The sequence below is a fragment of the Desulfosarcina ovata subsp. ovata genome (genome assembly GCF_009689005.1).
Taxonomy (GTDB): Bacteria; Desulfobacterota; Desulfobacteria; order Desulfobacterales; family Desulfosarcinaceae; genus Desulfosarcina; species Desulfosarcina ovata.
Genome location: NZ_AP021879.1, coordinates 7,477,028 through 7,495,163 on the forward strand (window position 1 = coordinate 7,477,028; position 18,136 = coordinate 7,495,163).

The following is an 18,136-nucleotide window of genomic DNA, read 5'->3' on the forward strand; positions in this document are numbered from 1 at the left end:
GAATGTCCAGAGTTATTATACTCTACTATATCATATAGTTATAAGCTTTTTAAAAGTGTACGGTAGTGAATCCACAGAAAAGGAAACCATAAGACCTTCTATGATCTCGTAACCAACCTTTGCATCCATTGTGAAATAGGCGTCATAGGAGCCGTATACGTGACTTGTTGTATCCAGGTTCGAAGAATTAGCATACGCCTTGCTTGCATAACGACCTGTAATAGAACCTTTAAAGCCAGCATAATCTTCAAGCAATAATCCAAAATTATAGATCTCTCTAGGCACGTTGGTCATATGTTTGCCCTCTATTTCTGGATTCTGCTCATCTTCGGTAACCTCTGTGTCCTGATAGGTCATATTGGCATAGGCACTGAGAAACGAGGTTAGCTGATGCCTGATTCCAAGTTCAAAACCCCGTATCCTTGACTTACCCCCAGTCATAGCTGTGCTATAATTAATACCATCTTCAACCCAGCTTTCCGTATACTTGTAATCACGTAAGTAATTTTCAAAGTATGTGGCTCTGAAAAGGGTTTTATCGAATATCGTTTGATCAATTCCTGCCTCCCAGCATGTCGCTTTCTCCGGTTCCAGATAAGGGCTGGAAAGACGCATAGAGTTAGCGTCTTTCGAATATCCTCCAAGGATATCGTGCAGCCTTGGGGCGGTAAAGGCTTTCGCAAGCGAGACCCTTAAGGTCGTTGAATTAGATGCACGGTACTTAACAGAACCCTTGGGGCTGAAATAGGTTTCATCCCTATCCTCATATTCATTGGCTCCAGCGTTGCCTACCGTAGTCCAATCCATAAGGTCAGTGATTTCCCAGTAATCAAGCCTCCCTCCAAGATAAAGAGTAAGGCGTTCGTTCATCAAAATCATCTCATCCTGAACAAAAAGAGAATATACACTGTTAGTGCCATCACTTTTGGCGGTCAGCGGCCCTTTGTTACTATCATCCGTCCAATCAGTCATTTCGTTGTAATTTCTTCTACCGCCTTCTTCCGACATATAATCTGCACCAAAGGTTAGATTATTAAAACCTGCAATATTTAGCGCTTTCGACTCTATTCTTCCCTGCCAACGTTCAAACGGATACTCTGCCCGTCTGCCATTTCCACCAGCGGATGTCGCGCCACTGGATGCGGTTATATCATAACCTCTTTTACTTTCATCAACATACTCGACAGTTGCTCTCAGAGTAAAATCAGGTGTAAATTCTGTTTCATAAGCGAGGTTATAGCGATAGCGTTCGCTTTTTTCGGTTTCGCCTTCTAAAAAGGTATTGGTATCAAGATCTATATTCTTTTGTTCTCCATCATCATAAAAGGTAACATTGCCGGAGGTTACGCGCTCACCTGTATCAGCGTTTGTCAGGTAACTATTTGGTTCATCGAGACTTGTACTTGATCCCCCATAATTCCATTGGCTGGGACTAAATGTAAAAGTAATATGTGAGGTGTCAGAAAAATCGAACTTTAACTTAGATAGGACACTCCAGCCCTTTCAAGGTAGTACTTTTACTTTTTTCTCTCCGCAAGAATTCTTGCGGTTGAGACATGTGGTTTATTTTTCATTGCAATTCGCTTTGGCCGTGGTTTTTTAGGCCCTCGAGGGTGCTTTTGGTACTTTGATAATTTTACGTTGCCAGATAGTTTCTTAACTAAAGTTTCCCCTTTTTGAAAGCAGCCCGGCGGGGTGAGTACTACTGAAGAATATTAATATTTCCTGTAATAACAGATGGTTAGCAAAATGGCGGTCGCCTGTAACCTATTGAAATCATTACAGATATCGGGACCGATTTTTGGCAATATGATCAAATATTTAGTTAATACAGTATGTTAATGTTGATTGCGAGGCTCGGTTGTGGTATGTTTCTTCTTCCACAAACAAACAACCCAACCGGAGGCCTCGCATGCTTATCCTACACGACATCCTTGAAAAACTCAAAAACGAATTTGCTCAGTCCAGTAAAGGTCAGGAACGGGGAATATGGTTCGTATACACGATCGTGGCGATCATTGTTCCTTTCGCCTCATCGAGGACCTCAAACATTCTACGGTGCTTGAAGACGGTGTTCGGCTTTTCCGGGATCAGTCGTAAAAAGTTCTATACCTTCATGGCATCCCCACGGATTCCATGGCAACGGTTATGGCCCACGCTGTGGAAATTGATTCCGCTGCCAACGACCGGTGGGCGGTTAATGCTGGCTCTGGATGACAGTATCAACGCCAAGACAGGCAAGAAGATTTTCGCCTGCGACAAGGTTTTCGATCATGCTGCCAAGCAAAACCAGTCCAGGTATCCGTGGGCCCAGAACATCGTTGCTGTGGGGTTGTTGAAGATGATCAAGGGACGTTGGGCCTGTCTGCCGCTGAGTTATCGTTTCTACCTCCTGAAGAAAACCATCGAACGAATGAACCGTGACAGCAATGGACCGGAAGTGACATTCAAGAGCAAGCTTGCCATGGCGGTCGACATGATCGGTGAGATTGCCGCGGTGTTTCCCAGAAAACGGATTGTCATCATCACCGACTCATGGTTCGGCAATGGCGGCCTGTGGAAGCCATTGAAAAAACAGTTGGGCATATGGGTGGATATGATTTCCAGGCTTCGATCCAACAGCACAATATTTGAACTGCCGCCACCTCCGACCGGACGACAAGGCCGCCCGCGTAAATATGGCCGCAAGCTGGGGAATGCGGCAGCGTTGGCCGTTCGATTCAAATCGCTGGCAAAAGAATACATCGTCAACCTGTATGGCCGCAACCGGAACATCGTAGCCTATGAACGCGTGGTGATGCTCAAGACCATCCGATGTGCGGTCAAGGTGGTCTGGGTCTATCGTAAGACACAGTGGGTGGCACTTTATTCCACCGACCTGTCCCTTTCGGCTGAGCAGATTATCGAATACTATGGGGCCCGCTGGAAGATCGAAGCCTTATTCAAGGAATTGAAAAACGACATCGGCAGCGCTGACACGCAAAGCCGTCATCCGCAGGCCGTCAGCAACCATCTGCACTTTTGCATGCTGGCGACCACCGTCGCCTGGATTTACGCCAGCCGGGTCGAGAAAACGCCATCTCGCCGGCATGCCGTCGGCGGCCGCCGTCATTTTGCCTTTTCGGATGTCCGCCGATCCGTTACAAAGGCCGCGATGGACAAGGATTTTGGTAGGCTCTTCCCGGTGCCACGCAAATCCGTCTTTAATTCTCTCGTGGACGTACTGCTGCGCATGGCGGCTTGATTGAATTTAGGAAACTTTAGGTTTCTTAAGTAACCGAACCAGGTCGCCTGTTGGCATATCCCGAAAAACAACCCAATGCTCAACGTCGATGACGATCATCATCCCTTGGTAGACGCCTTCGATTTCATTGGCCACATAATAGCCCGATACATTTTGATCTATGAAATCGATACCATGCACACTGCCCAGCGCGGCTTTTACAACGGACATGCCGATGTAGGCGACCAGGGCAACGCAAAAACCGAAAAGGGCAGCACGAGGATAGCCCAAGGTGTTAATTTCAGAATTTAAATATTCAGCGAGACGTTGAAAGGCGGTTTCGATGGTCCAACGGTCCCGATACAACCTCGCGACTGTCTTTGCGTTCGCTGCGCTTTTTGACAGATTCGTGATGATGAGGATCTCGGTATCTCCATCACGGGTTTCGCCCTTCAGCTTCACGCGAATCCGCCTGAAGGGGTGCTCTTCGCCGGCCTCATCACGAACCCGAATGGGTTGCTCATATACCGCTCCGGTTTCAATTTTGCCGATATATTTTCCCTTTCCAATTAACTCGAAAGGATAATTCCCATGCTCCCGGATGATGAACCACGCATCCCGCTTATCGATGCCGCAGGTGAATTCAACCACGCAGAAATTGCGATCGGCAATCCAGACATCATCGGCAACAATGGTTTCAAGCACCGTTTTCAACATTGAGCGTTCTTGTGCATGGCCGTCTTCACAAGGAAACACATCGATGGGCAGGTGTAACATCGGATCATACACAACCAATGATTTTCCTGGAAGCGGACCCGCCGCTATGGACCGCAACTCTTTGATTCGGTGATGACTTTTTTCGATACAGTTGCCATCAAGCAGCTTGATCCGTTTGCCAGGCAAAGGGGAGTTCTGTTTCCCCAACAGCTTTTGGATAATTGGTTCCACTTGCTCAGCGGCATATCGGACCAACGCTGCCGATGTGCTGGGTTCCATGCCGTTCAACTTGTTGTAAATTGACGTGATTGAAACGGTAATATCCTCTTTTGAGGTCTGGAAAGCCGCGTGAATCGACCGCTGGCTGCCCTGGACAACCTGGCTCATCAGGTTAAAAAGGGTCGAAAACAAAAGGTCCTTTGTGTATTGCTCCTTTGCTGTGGTATCGAACCATTCGTCTAACTGCTCGGGATTCAGCACCCGCTCTACCATGCCGCGGGCCATAACGGAAATCGGGGAACTCTTGATGAACGGCGTGAAAACAGGACTCAACATAGGATCCACCTCCTCTGGGTACAGTTGTTTTGCTGTACCGTACTTCAGACAGAGGCATTTGTCCAGTGTTTTATACATAAGTTCAATCAGTTAAAGTGGCCCGATAGTACTACCTTGAAAGGGCTGATAGGACACTCCACTCCCATGTCTCATTGTCACCTTTGTCGCCGATAAGATACATGGGGTTCCCCTGACTGTCGGTAGTCTTTTCCCACCCGGTAACGGGAATATCTCCTGCTCCACTGCTGGCGGATTTTGTTATATAGTCTGCCACATCTCCATCAGTTTGCATATAATCGTAGCAGAGGTAAAAAGACACTTTATCACGGAACCTATTCCCGTAGCTTGCCGTACCACGAATGGTATTATTACTTCCATAAACGCCTTTTACAAAAACCTCCTGTTCTTCCGGCATCTTGGTTATGAACTTTATGGTTCCTCCGATGCCGCCCCTTCCACCATAAAGAGCGGAGAATGGGCCGGGTATAACCTCCACCCGCTCAATTGTCTCAACGGGAATTATATTCCAGAAAACGTTCTGATGAAAAGAGTCATTCAGTATCGAATCGTCAAGCAGTATGACGGTTTTGGTTTCGTCAACCCCCCTCATGTTAATCTGACCGCCACGTCTTCCTTCTTTTCTCAAATAGACTCCGGGTATGTGCTCTAATACGTTAATGGCATTCCGGGTGTTCTTTAAGTCTATTTCCTCTTTTGTTACTACAGTGGTTCTTCCTGGAGCCCCTCGTACCTCAGGTGCCGATACGACAATCTCTTCCAGTTCAAGAACATTCTGCTCTTCCTCATTTTCTGTTTCCTGGGCTGAGCCAGGTATCGACCATCCCAGGATTAAAACCAAACTCAAACATAACACCGCCAATTGTCTCCTAAAAATCCTCATTTCTTCATCCTCCTTTGGTATCTGTCAGCCATTAGAAACAATTCCTCGGAATTGCATTCGCAATTGTGGCAGGTGCTAAGCTATCAACCCATGATTTTACAGGTGGATGCCATAAATCAGGATATTTTTCTTTTAAAAAGAAAAAATATAAGTTATTTCAATTAATTACTTAATTTTCCCCTTTGTAATAAAAAAGACCTCAAGATCACATCATTGTCTGGATGAGACCTTCAGGCCTTAGTTACTATATAAAAGAAGTTACGATTATAAAGTTACGGAAATTTTGTTACTATCGTGATTGGGAGGCTTCTGTCTCTCTCGTAGGATATACAGTTGCTAACTAACAGCAAACAAAAAGTCAAGCATTATTAACTCATCCCCTTAAAAAGTTCCGGTTTAGTGACGACCAGATCGCGGACGATACCATCGGCCAGCAGTACGAAACGAATGGTGCCCCGTCCCTATATGCTTCTGGCTTTAGCGGATTCCGGATAGCGTTTCCGATTTCCGTCTTTCAGGCATACCATGTCTATTTTATAGCGACGTTCGAACTGTTCATTGGTTTGTATCGGTTCTGAAACAACTATGAGCCTTTTTGACAGCGTGTACGGCATCAGATAGCGTAAAAAACCTACGAAGAGGAAAAAAACCGTTGGTACCATAACATTCAAGATAATGCTTTTGGTCTGCGTCATCAGTCGAAAGCGGTATGGTTTATAAAGTTTCCTCCCTCCGGCCTTTCCAAAAACATTATTTCATAAACTTTTGACATCTTTTCTCCTTGATTGATAGTAATAAAGGGATTCTTGATTATGGCCGGTCCCTCAGTGAAATGATTTTATACAAGACACTGGTTTCAATTCAATAACGCTGTCGTCTAACCATTCTGATTCTTCTCTATAACAAATTTCTTTCCTCCAGGTAACCGATCAACCGTGTTGTCTGGCCCTCCGCCATTGTGCCCCCCAAGCTCACGGCGACACCAATGCACTCCAGAATTTCCTCCCTGGAAGCGCCGAGTTTAAGTGCTTCATCGGCTTGGTAAAGAATACAGGCCCGACAACCATGAATGGTGGCCGCCGTCATCGCCATCAAGCGTTTCATTTTTCCGCTGATGACCCCGTCTGCATAGGCTTGGTTGGGTAAATCCTCATAGGCTTTTGCAATATGAGGCATAAGTGCTTTGTAGCGATTCCATTGTCCGTGAACCTGTTCCTGTAATTCAACCTGTTTTTCAAGCATTTTTATCCTCCTTTCTCGTTGGTCGGCTCATTCTATGAATCAACTTTACCCATTTGACAAGCGAATACATTTGATGATAGCCATAATCAACCGTTATGGATACCCAAATGCAGCTTTCACCCGATATACTTCGATCTGTGCGGACGAAGATATCTTAAATGGTCAAGCAGCTAAGCTAAATTTTACTTCCTTATTGCTGAACCAATTGTGATACTCATCGTTGATTTTCAAAGTTGTGATGATAGCCAGATTGAGAGAGCCTTTCTTCGCCCAACTCATTCCATTCTTCTTTTGGCGATTTGAAACGACGAGGTCGTTCATCTTTTCACCCACATTACTCGAGTTCCGAAGATTTAACCGTTTGCGCATATCATAGTTGGGAATCGAGGATTTATTCCGACCCAAATAGTCAATGAGCTTTTGAATATGATTCTCATCCTTGATTTCGGATGCCGGGATGTTTTCAAGATATGATATGGCCTTGTTTGTAAGGCCGTGCCACAACAACGGCATAACCGCGCGAAGCGTTTCATTTCTCAACTTTCTGCCTTTCATCCCCATGCTCAATTCTTCTTTGAACTTCTTGCATAGATGAAACCAATCAAGAACAATCTGCATATTATTGTACCAACCAAATTGCTTGACGATGGCAGCATTTAGCGCCTTATGGCCGTCGGTAAAAATCTGAAGACGTTTGCCGAATAGAAAATTTGACAAAAGAAACGCGATTAGCAACCACAAGCATGATTTGGTGCCATCAGCTGCCAATACGTATTTTGGGCCTCCATGTTCAATGTGGCATACGGTATCATGTACATATTTTCGCGTATGCTCAGTGATTTTTGGGCTTTCTCGTGTACCCTTCTGCCTTTTGGGGGTTACGTCGTCTATGCTTATGTTGACCGTTTGACTGGGTTCTTCGTAAATGACGGGATTATTCAACAGTTCAATCGGATTATAGTCGAAAGATCCTTTAGAAAGGGCCTTGTGAACTTCATCCATGGGAATTGATATCGGTTCTCCGCCCCTGGGAATATCTGGGTTGATACAACATCCGTCAGCGCTGAAGTTGCCATGATTCAAATCATCGGCCTTTTGCTTTAAATGGTCGATCAATTCCCGACCTTCTTTCTGGGTCTGATCATGCAATGTGCGATGTGGCGTACCGCCTTCTATTTGGTGCCGTATGAAGTTGAGCCATTTTGATGTTTTCCGGAAGGATCCTTCCGTATTACCCATAATCATGGCCCGTTCCTTAAAGCCCGTGGTCAAATAAAACTGATTCGTTCCTAATGGGGCAAATATCGATTGACTACTGTCAAACCGAACGCCATTTTCATCAAATGCGAAGTGGGTTTCAAACGCAAAACGCCCCACGGCGCCATCCACCAGATATGGGCTTTCATTTACCTCAATTTGATTAGCCCCACTGAAAGTCAGGACTTTTTTTTAGACACCTTTTCCATGTGTCGTGCTATGGCGGCTCTTATTGCAGGGTATGCCGTATTTAAAATTGCTATTTCGCAGTCGTCTATATTTTCACCGGCATCAGCGTTTACAGTGTATTGATAACATCCATCTTCCAGTTCAATGGGCTTATCGTCCGTTTCCTCATCACATTCAACCAGGTTCACCATGACTTCGATTTTGTATTTGCTCATTGGTAGCCTCCGTCTCGGGGTTTGAGATAGTGATCTACCAAAACATCGCATTTATCTTTAATGATGTCCAGTCAATTCCGAACCTATTTTCATATCTTAATTTTTGGTTAGCCCTTTGTGCAATATCCATCCTGGGCATGGTCCGCACAGCTCGAAAAGTTTTTGTAGGTTGTAAAGTGGGTATTGTCATGGTCCAAGAAAATGAGGAGAAAGCCCGGAACCATCACTTCCGGGCTTTCAGGGTGAACTCCGTATCAAGGCCGGATGTTCATTAAGTAAATTACTTTAAACTCCGGCCACTTTCAAGGCCGGATGGTAAAGCTGATCCAAATATCCTGTCGTTGGTGCAACACCGTTTTTTGTGTGTGCCGGTGCTGCTTTCGTGGGCATGCTTATTGTTGCGATGCATGCCGCATCGCCGGTCGTCTCCAGTCCCGTCGAAAAGCGCAGCGACGCTACCGTAAAACCGATAAAGGTAAAAAAGCCCACCGTCTTGCCGAAAACCGTCGTCGGCATCGTGAAATCGATCCACGTAGAAAAAACATGGATGATCATACTTCAACAAGCCCTTTTAAACGGGTTATGTTGCCACCACAGATCGAAATTTCGGTACCTTTTCGCCTCGGTTTTCGATGCCGCTGCCATTTTTGCGGTCGGCCGGGTGAAATTGTGAGCCATTTTCCACGCCGTGGTTATGGATGAAATCTTTTTCAGGATTTTTTACGCAGATAAGGAGGCCAATATCATGAGACGACGGTTTACAGGGGGAGAACTGTTTCAACTGCGCAATCGGATCCCGGTTGACTGGCTGATCAAAGAACAGCTTCATATCCCATCTAAAGTGATCGAAGGCATTTTTCGTTTTCTATGCCCGCTATGCAATGAATTTCAAACCGCGACCAACCCCAAGACCAATCTCGCCAGGTGCTTTCTTTGCGAGAAAAACTTCAACCCGATTGATTTGGTCATGACCGTGAAAGGCCTTGGATTCGTTGACAGTGTCAAATATTTGCAAACCCTTGTACCAAACAGACCGGATCCTTTAACGGACCAACGGTTGGAATTGAATCAACTGCTTGGCGATATCGGGAAACGGATGAGCATCGGGTGAACAGATGGCCAACAACCGACTCACCCAATTGGAGGAGATCATCGCTGCCAATCAACACCATTTTCACCAAACCGGTAAGGCATTAAAGCAGATTCGAGACGATCAATTGTTTCGAGATTTGCTGTTCGATTCGTTTGAAGGCTATGTCAAGGACCGGTGGGATATGGCCCGATCCCAGGCATATCGTCTGATTAAGGCCGCCAATGTCATCGACAATTTGTCTCCAATTGGCGACGGCATCCTTCCGGAGAATGAATACCAGGCCAGGATTCTAACGCGTTTTACAAAAGAGGATCAACGCAAGATCTGGCGTGCATTTATCGCATCCGGCATGGCGCTCACGGCTAAGAATATTAGAAAGTACGCCCATCAAACCCTAAAGGCCAAGCATGTCAAAAAAAAGAATGCGTCTGTGGTCGATATCATCAGCGCAGACTATAAAACGGCCGTGATGGCCATGCTGGAACAGATTCGGTCGGCGCAAAACGATGATTGGCAAACGACATCCAGACAAGCGGCCTTATTCTGGCTGAAAGTGATGAAAGAGAAAATCATTCGTCATGAAAGACAAAGACTTTGAACAACTGCCCATGGACGACCGTTTCCTGATCTTGCTGCACAAAAAGATCATGGACAAAACCGGCAGCGCCAAACGCAGGGCCAAAAAATATTACATGGATCAATACCGTAAGACCGGCGTCATTCCCAAACCGCTGCTGCTTGCCGGCCAAGGCATCATGGAAGGCAGAAAGTGCAGCGGCCGGCGCCGGGTCTTGACCGAAAAAATCCAAAACCGCTTCATCGAGATGGTCAAGGCTTCCAGCGATCCATCGGACGATCGTTTTGTATTTATCACCCGCCATGGACGAACCATCAAAAATTACCACGCCTGGCTCGAACAAGAGTTCGAACGTAGCATCTCACTTAGCGCTTTAAGGCGTTTTGCCAGGCAAGCCAACCTCAAGGTCTATTTGGAAAAACCAGACTTCGAGGAAAAGAACGATCCCAGCGTCTGCTTTAAGGACGAACCGGTCTTCGATTTGATTCAAATGGACGGATGCAGGTTTCGCTATTTCAAGATTCGATCGGACGACGGCGTTTGGGCCAAGCCCCAGGTGATCGAGTTTTTTGACACCGGATCGCGCAACATGCTTGTGCTTGACGCCTATTTTTCCGAAAGCAGTCTAAATTCGGTGGACCTGTTCGAGAAATTTTTGGTGAGCACCCCCTTTCCGCAAAAAAAGATACGGCTGAGACCGGACAATGCAAAGGGTTTTGTCAACCTGAAACGCCCCATCAACGAACTGAACATCAAATTTTCATTGCCAGGCGGATTTTATCTGCAACCAAACTTCTCACGCATCCATGCGCCCAAGGACAAAGCACATCTGGAATCATCCCATCGCAGCATCCATCATTTTGAAATGCGGATCATCAAGCACTTTGAAGACCGCATCGTTAAGACAGAACCGGGCTATATCTACAAAAAGGGCAAAAAAGGAAAAATTACCATCACCTATCTCGACATCGATCTTGCAACGCTGCGCCAGAGTGGTTTACTCGAAGCCTATCGCCGGCAGCACAATGAGCAAAAGCACTATTATTCTGTGAACGGTAAAACATCGGCCTGGGTGCCCAAGGAGAAGTTTGACGACGGTCTTGCCCAATACGAGTGGATAACGTTCAGTGCGGATGACGTACGCCATTTCGTCAAATACGGCTATGACAAGATCAACGCCACCGTGGGGGCGAAAGGCATCATTACTTTCAAAAAGCAGACCTACTATGTGGCCGTTGGCGCGCAACACTTCAGCCGCCACAAGAGCACCAAGGTGTATATCTCCGATCTTGGCGACAAGCTGTTTATCTTCGAGCATAAGGAAAACGGTATCCTGCTGGGTGAAGCGCTGCGCCGGGAACCTTACGAAAAGCCGGTCAAAAAGGCAGGCACCGAACCCAACGCGGTTGAATTGATCAGCGCTTTTCTGCAGGAGAAAAAGATGGCGGTGGACAGGCCACGACTGATTGACATCCATCTTCGGGGTTTGACCCTCGATGCCGCCCAAACAATCTATCGGCAACACCGGAAACGATATATCGCTTACGCGATCAAACTACGCCAGCCTGAAACCATCACCGGCAAGGCGCTTTTCAATGCGTTCATTTTGGATTGCGAAAGACAATTGTCAAACAACCCTTTGGCCCCGTATGCCTCATGCAGCGAAAACAAAGTTTTATAAACGATAAGCGCCGGGTCTCCTATCTATCCGCGGTATACAACCGGATCTACCGGGGACAGAGCGTATTGATCGAGGGCGAATATGGTGTCGGAAAAACTCGTTTCCTCGAACTGCTCAAACCCAAAAAACTTCAAGGCGTATGGGTGGAGTCGCTTTTCAATGTGCATGAAATGTTGGCCTCCATCCTTCAAGGGTTGAACTACGAGGCGGTGGCCACTTATCGGCGCACGCCCCATCATTTGAAGCTGATCCGCAATCTGACCGATTATTACATCATCATCGACGAGGCCAATGACATCGAAAAAAGGGTTTGGCCCTACCTGAAACGAATCATGGACGCGCACGTGCCCATCGTTTTGGCCGGACTGCCAAAGGTGAGGACATATTTGACCAGCCAGCATCCGGATATCCTCAGCCGATTGAAAACCTTGATTCTGTATCCCATCGTAGTCGAGGATTTCATCCTGGAATACAAGGATTTTGAATCTGAAGCCATCGAACAGATTTATGTGGCCACCAGGGGCGATATGAGAAAATTCAAGGAAATTTGCACGGATTGCCGCGACAAGGCCAAAGAACTGGGCCATAGCTTCGTCGATTTAAATCTGGCGGTCGACTTTCTCGCCAATCTTCATCCCATGTAGGCTCCAAAAAACAATCTCTTCCCTCACTCTGCGGCGAATCAGCTTTCTCCCAAGACCTGTTAATCTAAATCCCACATCGTAACTTTTTTTAACTCTCGTAAAGTCGATTGTTATTGCATCGTTTCTCTATTAACCGCTAACGCGCAGCGGCATAAGATGCTTCAAGGCCTGAAATACGATGAAAAAGTTACATTATTTTGCAACGTCCTAAAGGCAGCCAATGATCACTAACGCATTAATATATTTGGGATATTTTTTAAACGGGGCCTGAATAAACAGAACGGGAAGCGTTACACTATTTTTGCCTTAGCACCCCTATCGAATTGCCTATTCAAGCCCTAGCATTGCTGGTGTTCTATCGGCTGTGAAAGCCGGGTTAGCCATTGCGCCGGTCGGGGCAAGTATCCAAACCACCGGCCTACGCATCCTTCCAGATAGAGTTTTAAATAGCCTACCTTCAGCAGTTGTGAGCTTGCACCAATCCGATAATCATGTGAGCAAAGCCCAAAAATACCTTGCTCATTACATAACTAAAGAATTTCGATCGATGCCTTTTGTAACCTCACACCCTCGTTTAATTAAACAGACAAAATGATTGTTGGCGGGTGAAAGTGTGGGGGATGATTTCCTCAAAGAGCAGTTACGATCAAGGAAGTGATTCGGAAATTGGAAGTTCGCCATGAAAGGCATCCATTATGTCTGCCTTTCTCAAGCAACTTTAACTTGGATGGTTAGAGAGCAATCCGTGGTCAATGTGACAAAGTAGAAATAATCAAGTCAATTTATTTCAATTGACTTTAGGAGAACCATCTGTTTTAAAAGCCATTTGTCTGGAAACGGTCGTATTGGAATGATATAAAGAGATAGCATTCAAGATAATGTTTTTGGGCTGCGTTATCGGTCGTCGCAGTATGACAATACGGCTTCCTCCCTCTGGCCTTGCCAAAAACATTATCTTAAATGCTATAGTTATTTGCGAAAGTAAGACAAGAATGGGAGAAAGACATGGAACAAGTGCTTAGAAAGCTCACATTGGATTTTTTTGGTAAAGGGAAACACAAAATATCACCCAATACCTTTTTCGAAATGGAGAATGTCTTTTTGTTAGATGTTCGATCCAAAGAAGAAGCCGATTCTATTTCAATAGCCATGAAATCGTACACCAACATAGAATCCAAAAATATACCGGTCCATGAGATTCCGGATAGAATTAACGAAGTCCCGAACGATAAACCGGTCGGCATATTTTGTCCGGCAAATGTCAGATCGGCTATTGTCTATGCCTATTTGCTTTCAAAAGGATTTTTGGACGTCCGCATTATCGATGGTGGCTATGCCGATCTGACAGAGGCGTTGAAGCCTGGGCCGGTTCTTAAGGCGCTTCAAAGTAGGAAATGACCAAGGATTCGAGGAATTCTTAAATGACCAATTTGATTTTCACCAGTTTTCTCATCTTCATTGTCGCCGTTGCCATGACCATGGTCGGCAAGGGGGGCGGTAATTTTTATGTCGTAATTTTGGCGATAGCCGGTGTTCCCATGCATGAGGCGGCGACAACCGGCCAGTTTATGCTTTTTTCAGCATCTGTCGCCGCGATGATCGTTTTCCAAAAGAATAAATCGGTATCATGGCTTTTGGCTGTTTTGGTTGGTTCGTTCACCGCATTGTCCGCGCTTGGCGGAGGGTATTTCTCTCATTTGTTCAGCGGTTTTTCTTTAAAACTGATATTCGCCGTTATGCTGCTGATCGCCGGCATCGTCATGCTCATTCCAGTCTCCAATCGTCAAACGTCAACCGAGCATAAACATTTCGGTGTTATCCGGATCCGATCAGGCTCGGAAATATATGGCGTGAACTTGTGTATCGCGCTGCCGGTAACAATACTGACGGGCTTTGGCTCAGGGATGGTGGGTGTTTCGGGAGGGTCTTTTCTGGTTCCACTGATGGTTTTGGCCTGTGGCGTTCCCATGCATACAGCAGTCGGAACTGCATCGACTTTAATAGCGGCAACCGCCTCTATGGGATTTGCAGGCCATGCGGTCCAGGGGGATTTTAATCCTTCATGGGCCATTCCCTTGGCGATTATTACCATTGTTGGGGGAATCCTTGGCGGCAAGCTGGCATTGAGCACGAAACCCAAACACCTCAAAAAGCTTTTCGCATATACGAACTGGCTTGCCGCTCTATTTATGATTATAAACGCACTCCATACCAGTGGTGGTTAAACAACTACTGAATTTTGATAAAGAGGGATAAGGTTGCCGGAAATAAATAATTCCTCCATCCTGCTTGTCTTTGTGCCCGCCTACCGCGTTGCCGCCACAGGCCCATATTCACGTAATATGTGAGCATTTTGAGACACTTTCCAACGCCGTTAGCGGGCCTCAGACGGATTTATCAAACAGGCTCTCAGGAAAAGTGTGGCGGCTTGAAGCTTTTGATTTTATTTTTTTAATATTTGCTTTGCGTTGGATGGATTCCGAATCGAAATATATCCAATAATTTCCTTTAGGTCGTTTTCAGCAACATCCGTCCAGAAAACTTGACGTGTTAAATTCATAGTAGAACGCTTGCTTCACCGGCCGGGTGGTTTCCCAGGAAAATGTATCAAAAATATTTGAAATATCTCGGGTCCAGCATCGATTATTTCTGGATAGCCGCCCTTTTTGGAAGCGTTTAATGGGTGAGGGACAACCTTTTTCCCTGCCGGATCCGGTTGCGAAGCGTCGTCAGGCGGGCGTCCATGGTGTCGAGCTGTTGGAGGAGAATCCGCTCTTCGTCGGAGGTATCCAGCACCGCGTCAATTCCGCCGTTGCGGATGACCAGCCGACGGCTGCCGGAAAGGGCCAGCAGCGGGTCGTGGGTGGCCATGAGAACGATTTTCTCCTTCTTCACCAAAAGGCCCAGGGCCTGGCGCCGATCCACGCCGGCGTTTTCGATCTCATCGATCAGGACGATGGGGGAGGCACTCAGGCAGGCCACGTCGGCGATCATCAGGGCCCGCGACTGCCCGCCGGACAGAGCGGTCACCGGCGTTTTGGCGTCGAAAGGCTCGCCGGCCAAGGCCACGGCGGTTTGCAGAATCTGATCGACCACACCTGCCACATTGTCCACCAAGCGGCTTTCGGCGTGCAGGCTGAGAAATTCGTGGGCCGACAGGTCCATGACGAAGTTCATGTTCTGGGAAAGCTGGGCCACCAGGCGATGCTCACCGGAGAGGCGCTGGGCTTCGTCCGGCGGCCGGTCGTTGATCAAAATGCGGCGGCCGGAGGGCGTGTCCCCCTGGGCCAGGGATTCAATATCGGCCAGCAGCAGGCTTTTGCCGGCACCCGTGGGGCCCACCACGGCAATCATCTCACCGGCCGACAGGGTTACCTGGAGATCTTCCGGACGGCCGTCCTTGTCATGGCCGCCGACCACCGTGACACTTCGGATCGCGGTGTCCCGGTCGGCCTGCAGGCGCTGCATCTGATGGATGAAGGCCAGGAACTGCTCGACCACCGTGGTCCGGTCCATACCCAGTGCGTCCAGTCGGTCCGGGGTCAGGCCGGCCAGAAAATCGCCCAAGGTCTGCTGCCGGTCCATGGCCGGGTTGCCACAGGCGGAAAAGAAGTCGCGCGCGTAGGGGTGCTGGTCCAGAAGGCGGGCGCAGGGCCATTGCAACAGGTCGCGGTCGGTCATGACAGGTCCATCATCTTGAGGTTGCCCACCTGGCAGTCGGGCCCGATACGGGTCTCGCCCAGGCAATAGGAGCACAGGGCCGAAGGCATGGAAAAGCGCAGCCGGGCATCCTGCAAGGTTTCCACATCGCGGGCCGTTTCCAGGTGGCGCTGCAGAAGCAGGCTTCCCTGTCCGGTCAGGCCGTTGACCGGTAGTACGGCCGCCTTGGGATTGACCTGCTTGACCCGGAAGGCAAAAACCTCGCGTTCCGCCTGGGAGACGATGTCGCCCTTGGTGACCACCACCACGTCGGCGGTTTTGAGCATGGGGCCGATCTTGCGCGGTGTGTTGACGCCGGAAAGATTGTCCACCACGCACACGGCCAGCACCTTGCGGATGTGCGGCGAACAGCGGTTGCACAGGCCGGCGCTTTCACTGATCAGAAGATCCAGACCCGATTTTTTGCCCCACTGGACGCAGGCATCGATATTGGTGATGAAGAAATGATCCGGGCACAGGGCGCCGGCCAGACCGGTTTTGACGGGAATGCCGGCCTGCTGGTAGCGTTTTTCGTCGTCACCGGAGAGGCAGTCGAACTTGACCACCCCGAGGTGGGTTCCGGATGCGCGCAATCCTTCGGCGGCGCGCAGAATCACCGAGGTTTTTCCGGAAGAGGGGGGACCGGCAACGGTGACCAGTTTCATACCGCCCCGCTTTCCCTGACCGTCGGGAGGAAGACCTCATCGATGGCCGCGTTGACCGCTTCCAGGTCGTTGGTGCGGATATAGTCCCAGCCGATCCATTTCAATCCCGCACCGGCCGGGATCCGGTTCTGGGCGGCAGGATGGGGGGATGGAAACAGGGCGTCCACGAAGACGCGGGCCAGTTCTTCGCCGGTCAGGTAGTCGGTGATCGGTTTCAGGGCGGCGGCGCGGGCCTTTTTGACCAGCAGGGTCACCGGGCTGGCCAGGGCGCCGTCTTCGGGCCAGATCCGCTGGACAGACTTGCCTGCCGGAATCTTGTGGGCAAAGAAGTCGGGCATCACGTACAATGCGGCCGAGCGGCCGCTGCCGGCTGCTTTGACCATCTGGGCCGGGTGGCGGCCGTCATACACGTTGCGGGCCAATGCCTCGATGCCGGCGCTGCCGTGCTCCTTGAAAAAAGGTAGCAGCACGGCGTGACAGAAGAAATTCTCGTTGCCGCGCAGGGTGATGTCGCGCCGCCATATGGGATTCAGCAGATCGGACCAGCGCTTTGGCAGGGGGCGGTCGCCGACCTTTTCCAGGTCCGCGACGATGACCAGCGGATTGACGCACAGGATCGTGTACTCGTGTCCGGGATCACTGATGCCCGCATCGGCGAACAGCCGGTTCGGCTCCTGGGCCATGACGTCGATGAAGTGACCCGGTTCGATAAAGCGTTTGTAGAAGTTGTGATAGAAAAAGGCGTTGAAATCGGCCGAAACGATGATGTCGGGCAGGTCGGCCACGGTTTTGACGTGGTTGACATACGGGTAGTAGGAGTGTTCGTGGTTGAGATTGCTGACCACCGAGTAGTTTATCTTCTCCTCATCCTGATGCTGAAGGTCGTTGATGAACGACGCCAGCGCCCTGGCGAAAGGCACTTTCAACCCGCAGGTCATCAGTGCCAGGAAATGGGTCGGATCGGTTGTATCGGCATCCAGCTGGCTGGGTGCGTCCAGTACGGTTTCCTCCCGGCGGCAATCATCCAGGAGCTTGAGAAAGTTCGCCGGGGCAATGTCGTGGGTGAGCAGGGCGGTTTCCAGGGTGAGGAACGGCCCGATCACCGGCAGATTCTCTTCATCCACCAGCTTGCCCAGACCGTGGGCCGCAAAGACCGGGCGCGTCTGCGGGTAGGCCTCAATGAGGCGGCTCAGGCGCATGTCGAGTTGAATCTTGGATGTCATGTATACCTCCCGGGGTGCCCGGATGACGTCAGGATGAAACGCTGCCCCGGGATTTTGAATTAGTACTTGGATTCGTGGGCCATCGATTGCCCAACGCGAAATTCCATATTTAAACCATTCTTTTTTGGATTGCAAACCTGTGCCGGCAGGCAAACAGGGTAATCGCAAGTAACCTTGGTATGCGATATGCTGTACAGGGCGATCGCGTACGGATCGTTACTATGATCCAAATCGAAATCGGGATCGCTATCGAAA

At 48.7% G+C, this 18,136-nt stretch carries 17 protein-coding genes; 7 read left to right on the top strand and 10 right to left on the bottom strand.

Annotated features, from left to right (window positions below; all coding sequences use genetic code 11):
* Window positions 1-30 precede the first annotated feature (30 nt).
* Window positions 31-1,449, bottom strand: a complete 1,419-nt coding sequence (locus GN112_RS32785; RefSeq protein ID WP_155313969.1) for a TonB-dependent receptor — start codon at window positions 1,447-1,449, stop codon at window positions 31-33.
* 463 nt (window positions 1,450-1,912) lie between these two features.
* On the opposite strand from GN112_RS32785, the gene GN112_RS32790 reads away from it, so the two are divergent.
* A complete protein-coding gene (locus GN112_RS32790) occupies window positions 1,913-3,244 on the top strand; it encodes an IS701 family transposase (RefSeq protein WP_155308529.1) in 1,332 nt (443 codons plus the stop codon).
* A 6-nt stretch (window positions 3,245-3,250) separates the two neighbouring features.
* Here GN112_RS32790 and GN112_RS32795 read toward each other — a convergent pair whose 3' ends face one another.
* From GN112_RS32795 to GN112_RS32820, 6 genes are all read right to left on the bottom strand, one after another.
* Window positions 3,251-4,495: an IS4 family transposase gene (locus tag GN112_RS32795; protein ID WP_162459232.1), complete on the bottom strand. Its 1,245-nt coding sequence runs from the start codon at window positions 4,493-4,495 to the stop codon at window positions 3,251-3,253.
* A gap of 109 nt (window positions 4,496-4,604) precedes the next feature.
* The gene (locus tag GN112_RS32800) at window positions 4,605-5,396 is read right to left on the bottom strand and encodes a TonB-dependent receptor plug domain-containing protein (RefSeq protein ID WP_155313971.1); all 792 of its coding nucleotides are present in this window, start codon (window positions 5,394-5,396) and stop codon (window positions 4,605-4,607) included.
* Between the two features lie 897 nt (window positions 5,397-6,293).
* Entirely contained in the window at window positions 6,294-6,638 is a 345-nt protein-coding gene (locus GN112_RS32805; RefSeq protein ID WP_155313972.1) for a carboxymuconolactone decarboxylase family protein, read from the bottom strand.
* A 162-nt stretch (window positions 6,639-6,800) separates the two neighbouring features.
* Window positions 6,801-8,027 (bottom strand): hypothetical protein, encoded by a 1,227-nt coding sequence (locus tag GN112_RS34740; protein WP_231716912.1) that lies wholly within the window; start codon window positions 8,025-8,027, stop codon window positions 6,801-6,803.
* Between the two features lie 47 nt (window positions 8,028-8,074).
* Window positions 8,075-8,299, bottom strand: coding sequence for a hypothetical protein (locus GN112_RS32815; RefSeq protein ID WP_155308746.1), 225 nt, complete (start codon window positions 8,297-8,299; stop codon window positions 8,075-8,077).
* A gap of 285 nt (window positions 8,300-8,584) precedes the next feature.
* Window positions 8,585-8,815 (bottom strand): hypothetical protein, encoded by a 231-nt coding sequence (locus GN112_RS32820; protein WP_155309029.1) that lies wholly within the window; start codon window positions 8,813-8,815, stop codon window positions 8,585-8,587.
* 229 nt (window positions 8,816-9,044) lie between these two features.
* On the opposite strand from GN112_RS32820, the gene GN112_RS32825 reads away from it, so the two are divergent.
* The 6 genes from GN112_RS32825 to GN112_RS32850 all read left to right on the top strand — a co-directional run bounded on the left by GN112_RS32825 (window position 9,045) and on the right by GN112_RS32850 (window position 14,519).
* The gene (locus tag GN112_RS32825; RefSeq protein ID WP_197743251.1) at window positions 9,045-9,410 is read left to right on the top strand and encodes a hypothetical protein; all 366 of its coding nucleotides are present in this window, start codon (window positions 9,045-9,047) and stop codon (window positions 9,408-9,410) included.
* A gap of 4 nt (window positions 9,411-9,414) precedes the next feature.
* On the top strand, window positions 9,415-9,990 hold the full coding sequence (locus GN112_RS32830; RefSeq protein ID WP_155309688.1) for a plasmid partition family protein: 576 nt from the start codon (window positions 9,415-9,417) through the stop codon (window positions 9,988-9,990).
* Window positions 9,971-11,650, top strand: coding sequence for an integrase (locus GN112_RS32835; RefSeq protein ID WP_155309035.1), 1,680 nt, complete (start codon window positions 9,971-9,973; stop codon window positions 11,648-11,650). The genes GN112_RS32830 and GN112_RS32835 overlap by 20 nt, the downstream gene beginning before the upstream one ends.
* On the top strand, window positions 11,626-12,294 hold the full coding sequence (locus GN112_RS32840) for an AAA family ATPase (protein ID WP_155309036.1): 669 nt from the start codon (window positions 11,626-11,628) through the stop codon (window positions 12,292-12,294). The genes GN112_RS32835 and GN112_RS32840 overlap by 25 nt, the downstream gene beginning before the upstream one ends.
* Before the next feature lie 1,005 nt (window positions 12,295-13,299).
* Complete coding sequence (locus tag GN112_RS32845; RefSeq protein ID WP_155313973.1) at window positions 13,300-13,692, top strand: rhodanese-like domain-containing protein; 393 nt, start codon at window positions 13,300-13,302, stop codon at window positions 13,690-13,692.
* A 23-nt stretch (window positions 13,693-13,715) separates the two neighbouring features.
* A complete protein-coding gene (locus tag GN112_RS32850) occupies window positions 13,716-14,519 on the top strand; it encodes a sulfite exporter TauE/SafE family protein (protein ID WP_155313974.1) in 804 nt (267 codons plus the stop codon).
* Window positions 14,520-14,970: 451 nt separating this feature from the next.
* Here GN112_RS32850 and GN112_RS32860 read toward each other — a convergent pair whose 3' ends face one another.
* Genes GN112_RS32860 through GN112_RS32870 form a run of 3 tightly spaced genes read right to left on the bottom strand, consistent with a single transcriptional unit; the run spans window position 14,971 to window position 17,881 of the window.
* Window positions 14,971-15,975, bottom strand: a complete 1,005-nt coding sequence (locus GN112_RS32860) for an ATP-binding cassette domain-containing protein (protein WP_155313976.1) — start codon at window positions 15,973-15,975, stop codon at window positions 14,971-14,973.
* The gene (locus GN112_RS32865; RefSeq protein WP_155313977.1) at window positions 15,972-16,658 is read right to left on the bottom strand and encodes a GTP-binding protein; all 687 of its coding nucleotides are present in this window, start codon (window positions 16,656-16,658) and stop codon (window positions 15,972-15,974) included. Before GN112_RS32865 ends, GN112_RS32860 begins: the two co-directional genes overlap by 4 nt.
* Window positions 16,655-17,881, bottom strand: coding sequence for an ABC transporter substrate-binding protein (locus GN112_RS32870; protein WP_155313978.1), 1,227 nt, complete (start codon window positions 17,879-17,881; stop codon window positions 16,655-16,657). Before GN112_RS32870 ends, GN112_RS32865 begins: the two co-directional genes overlap by 4 nt.
* Window positions 17,882-18,136: the final 255 nt, after the last annotated feature.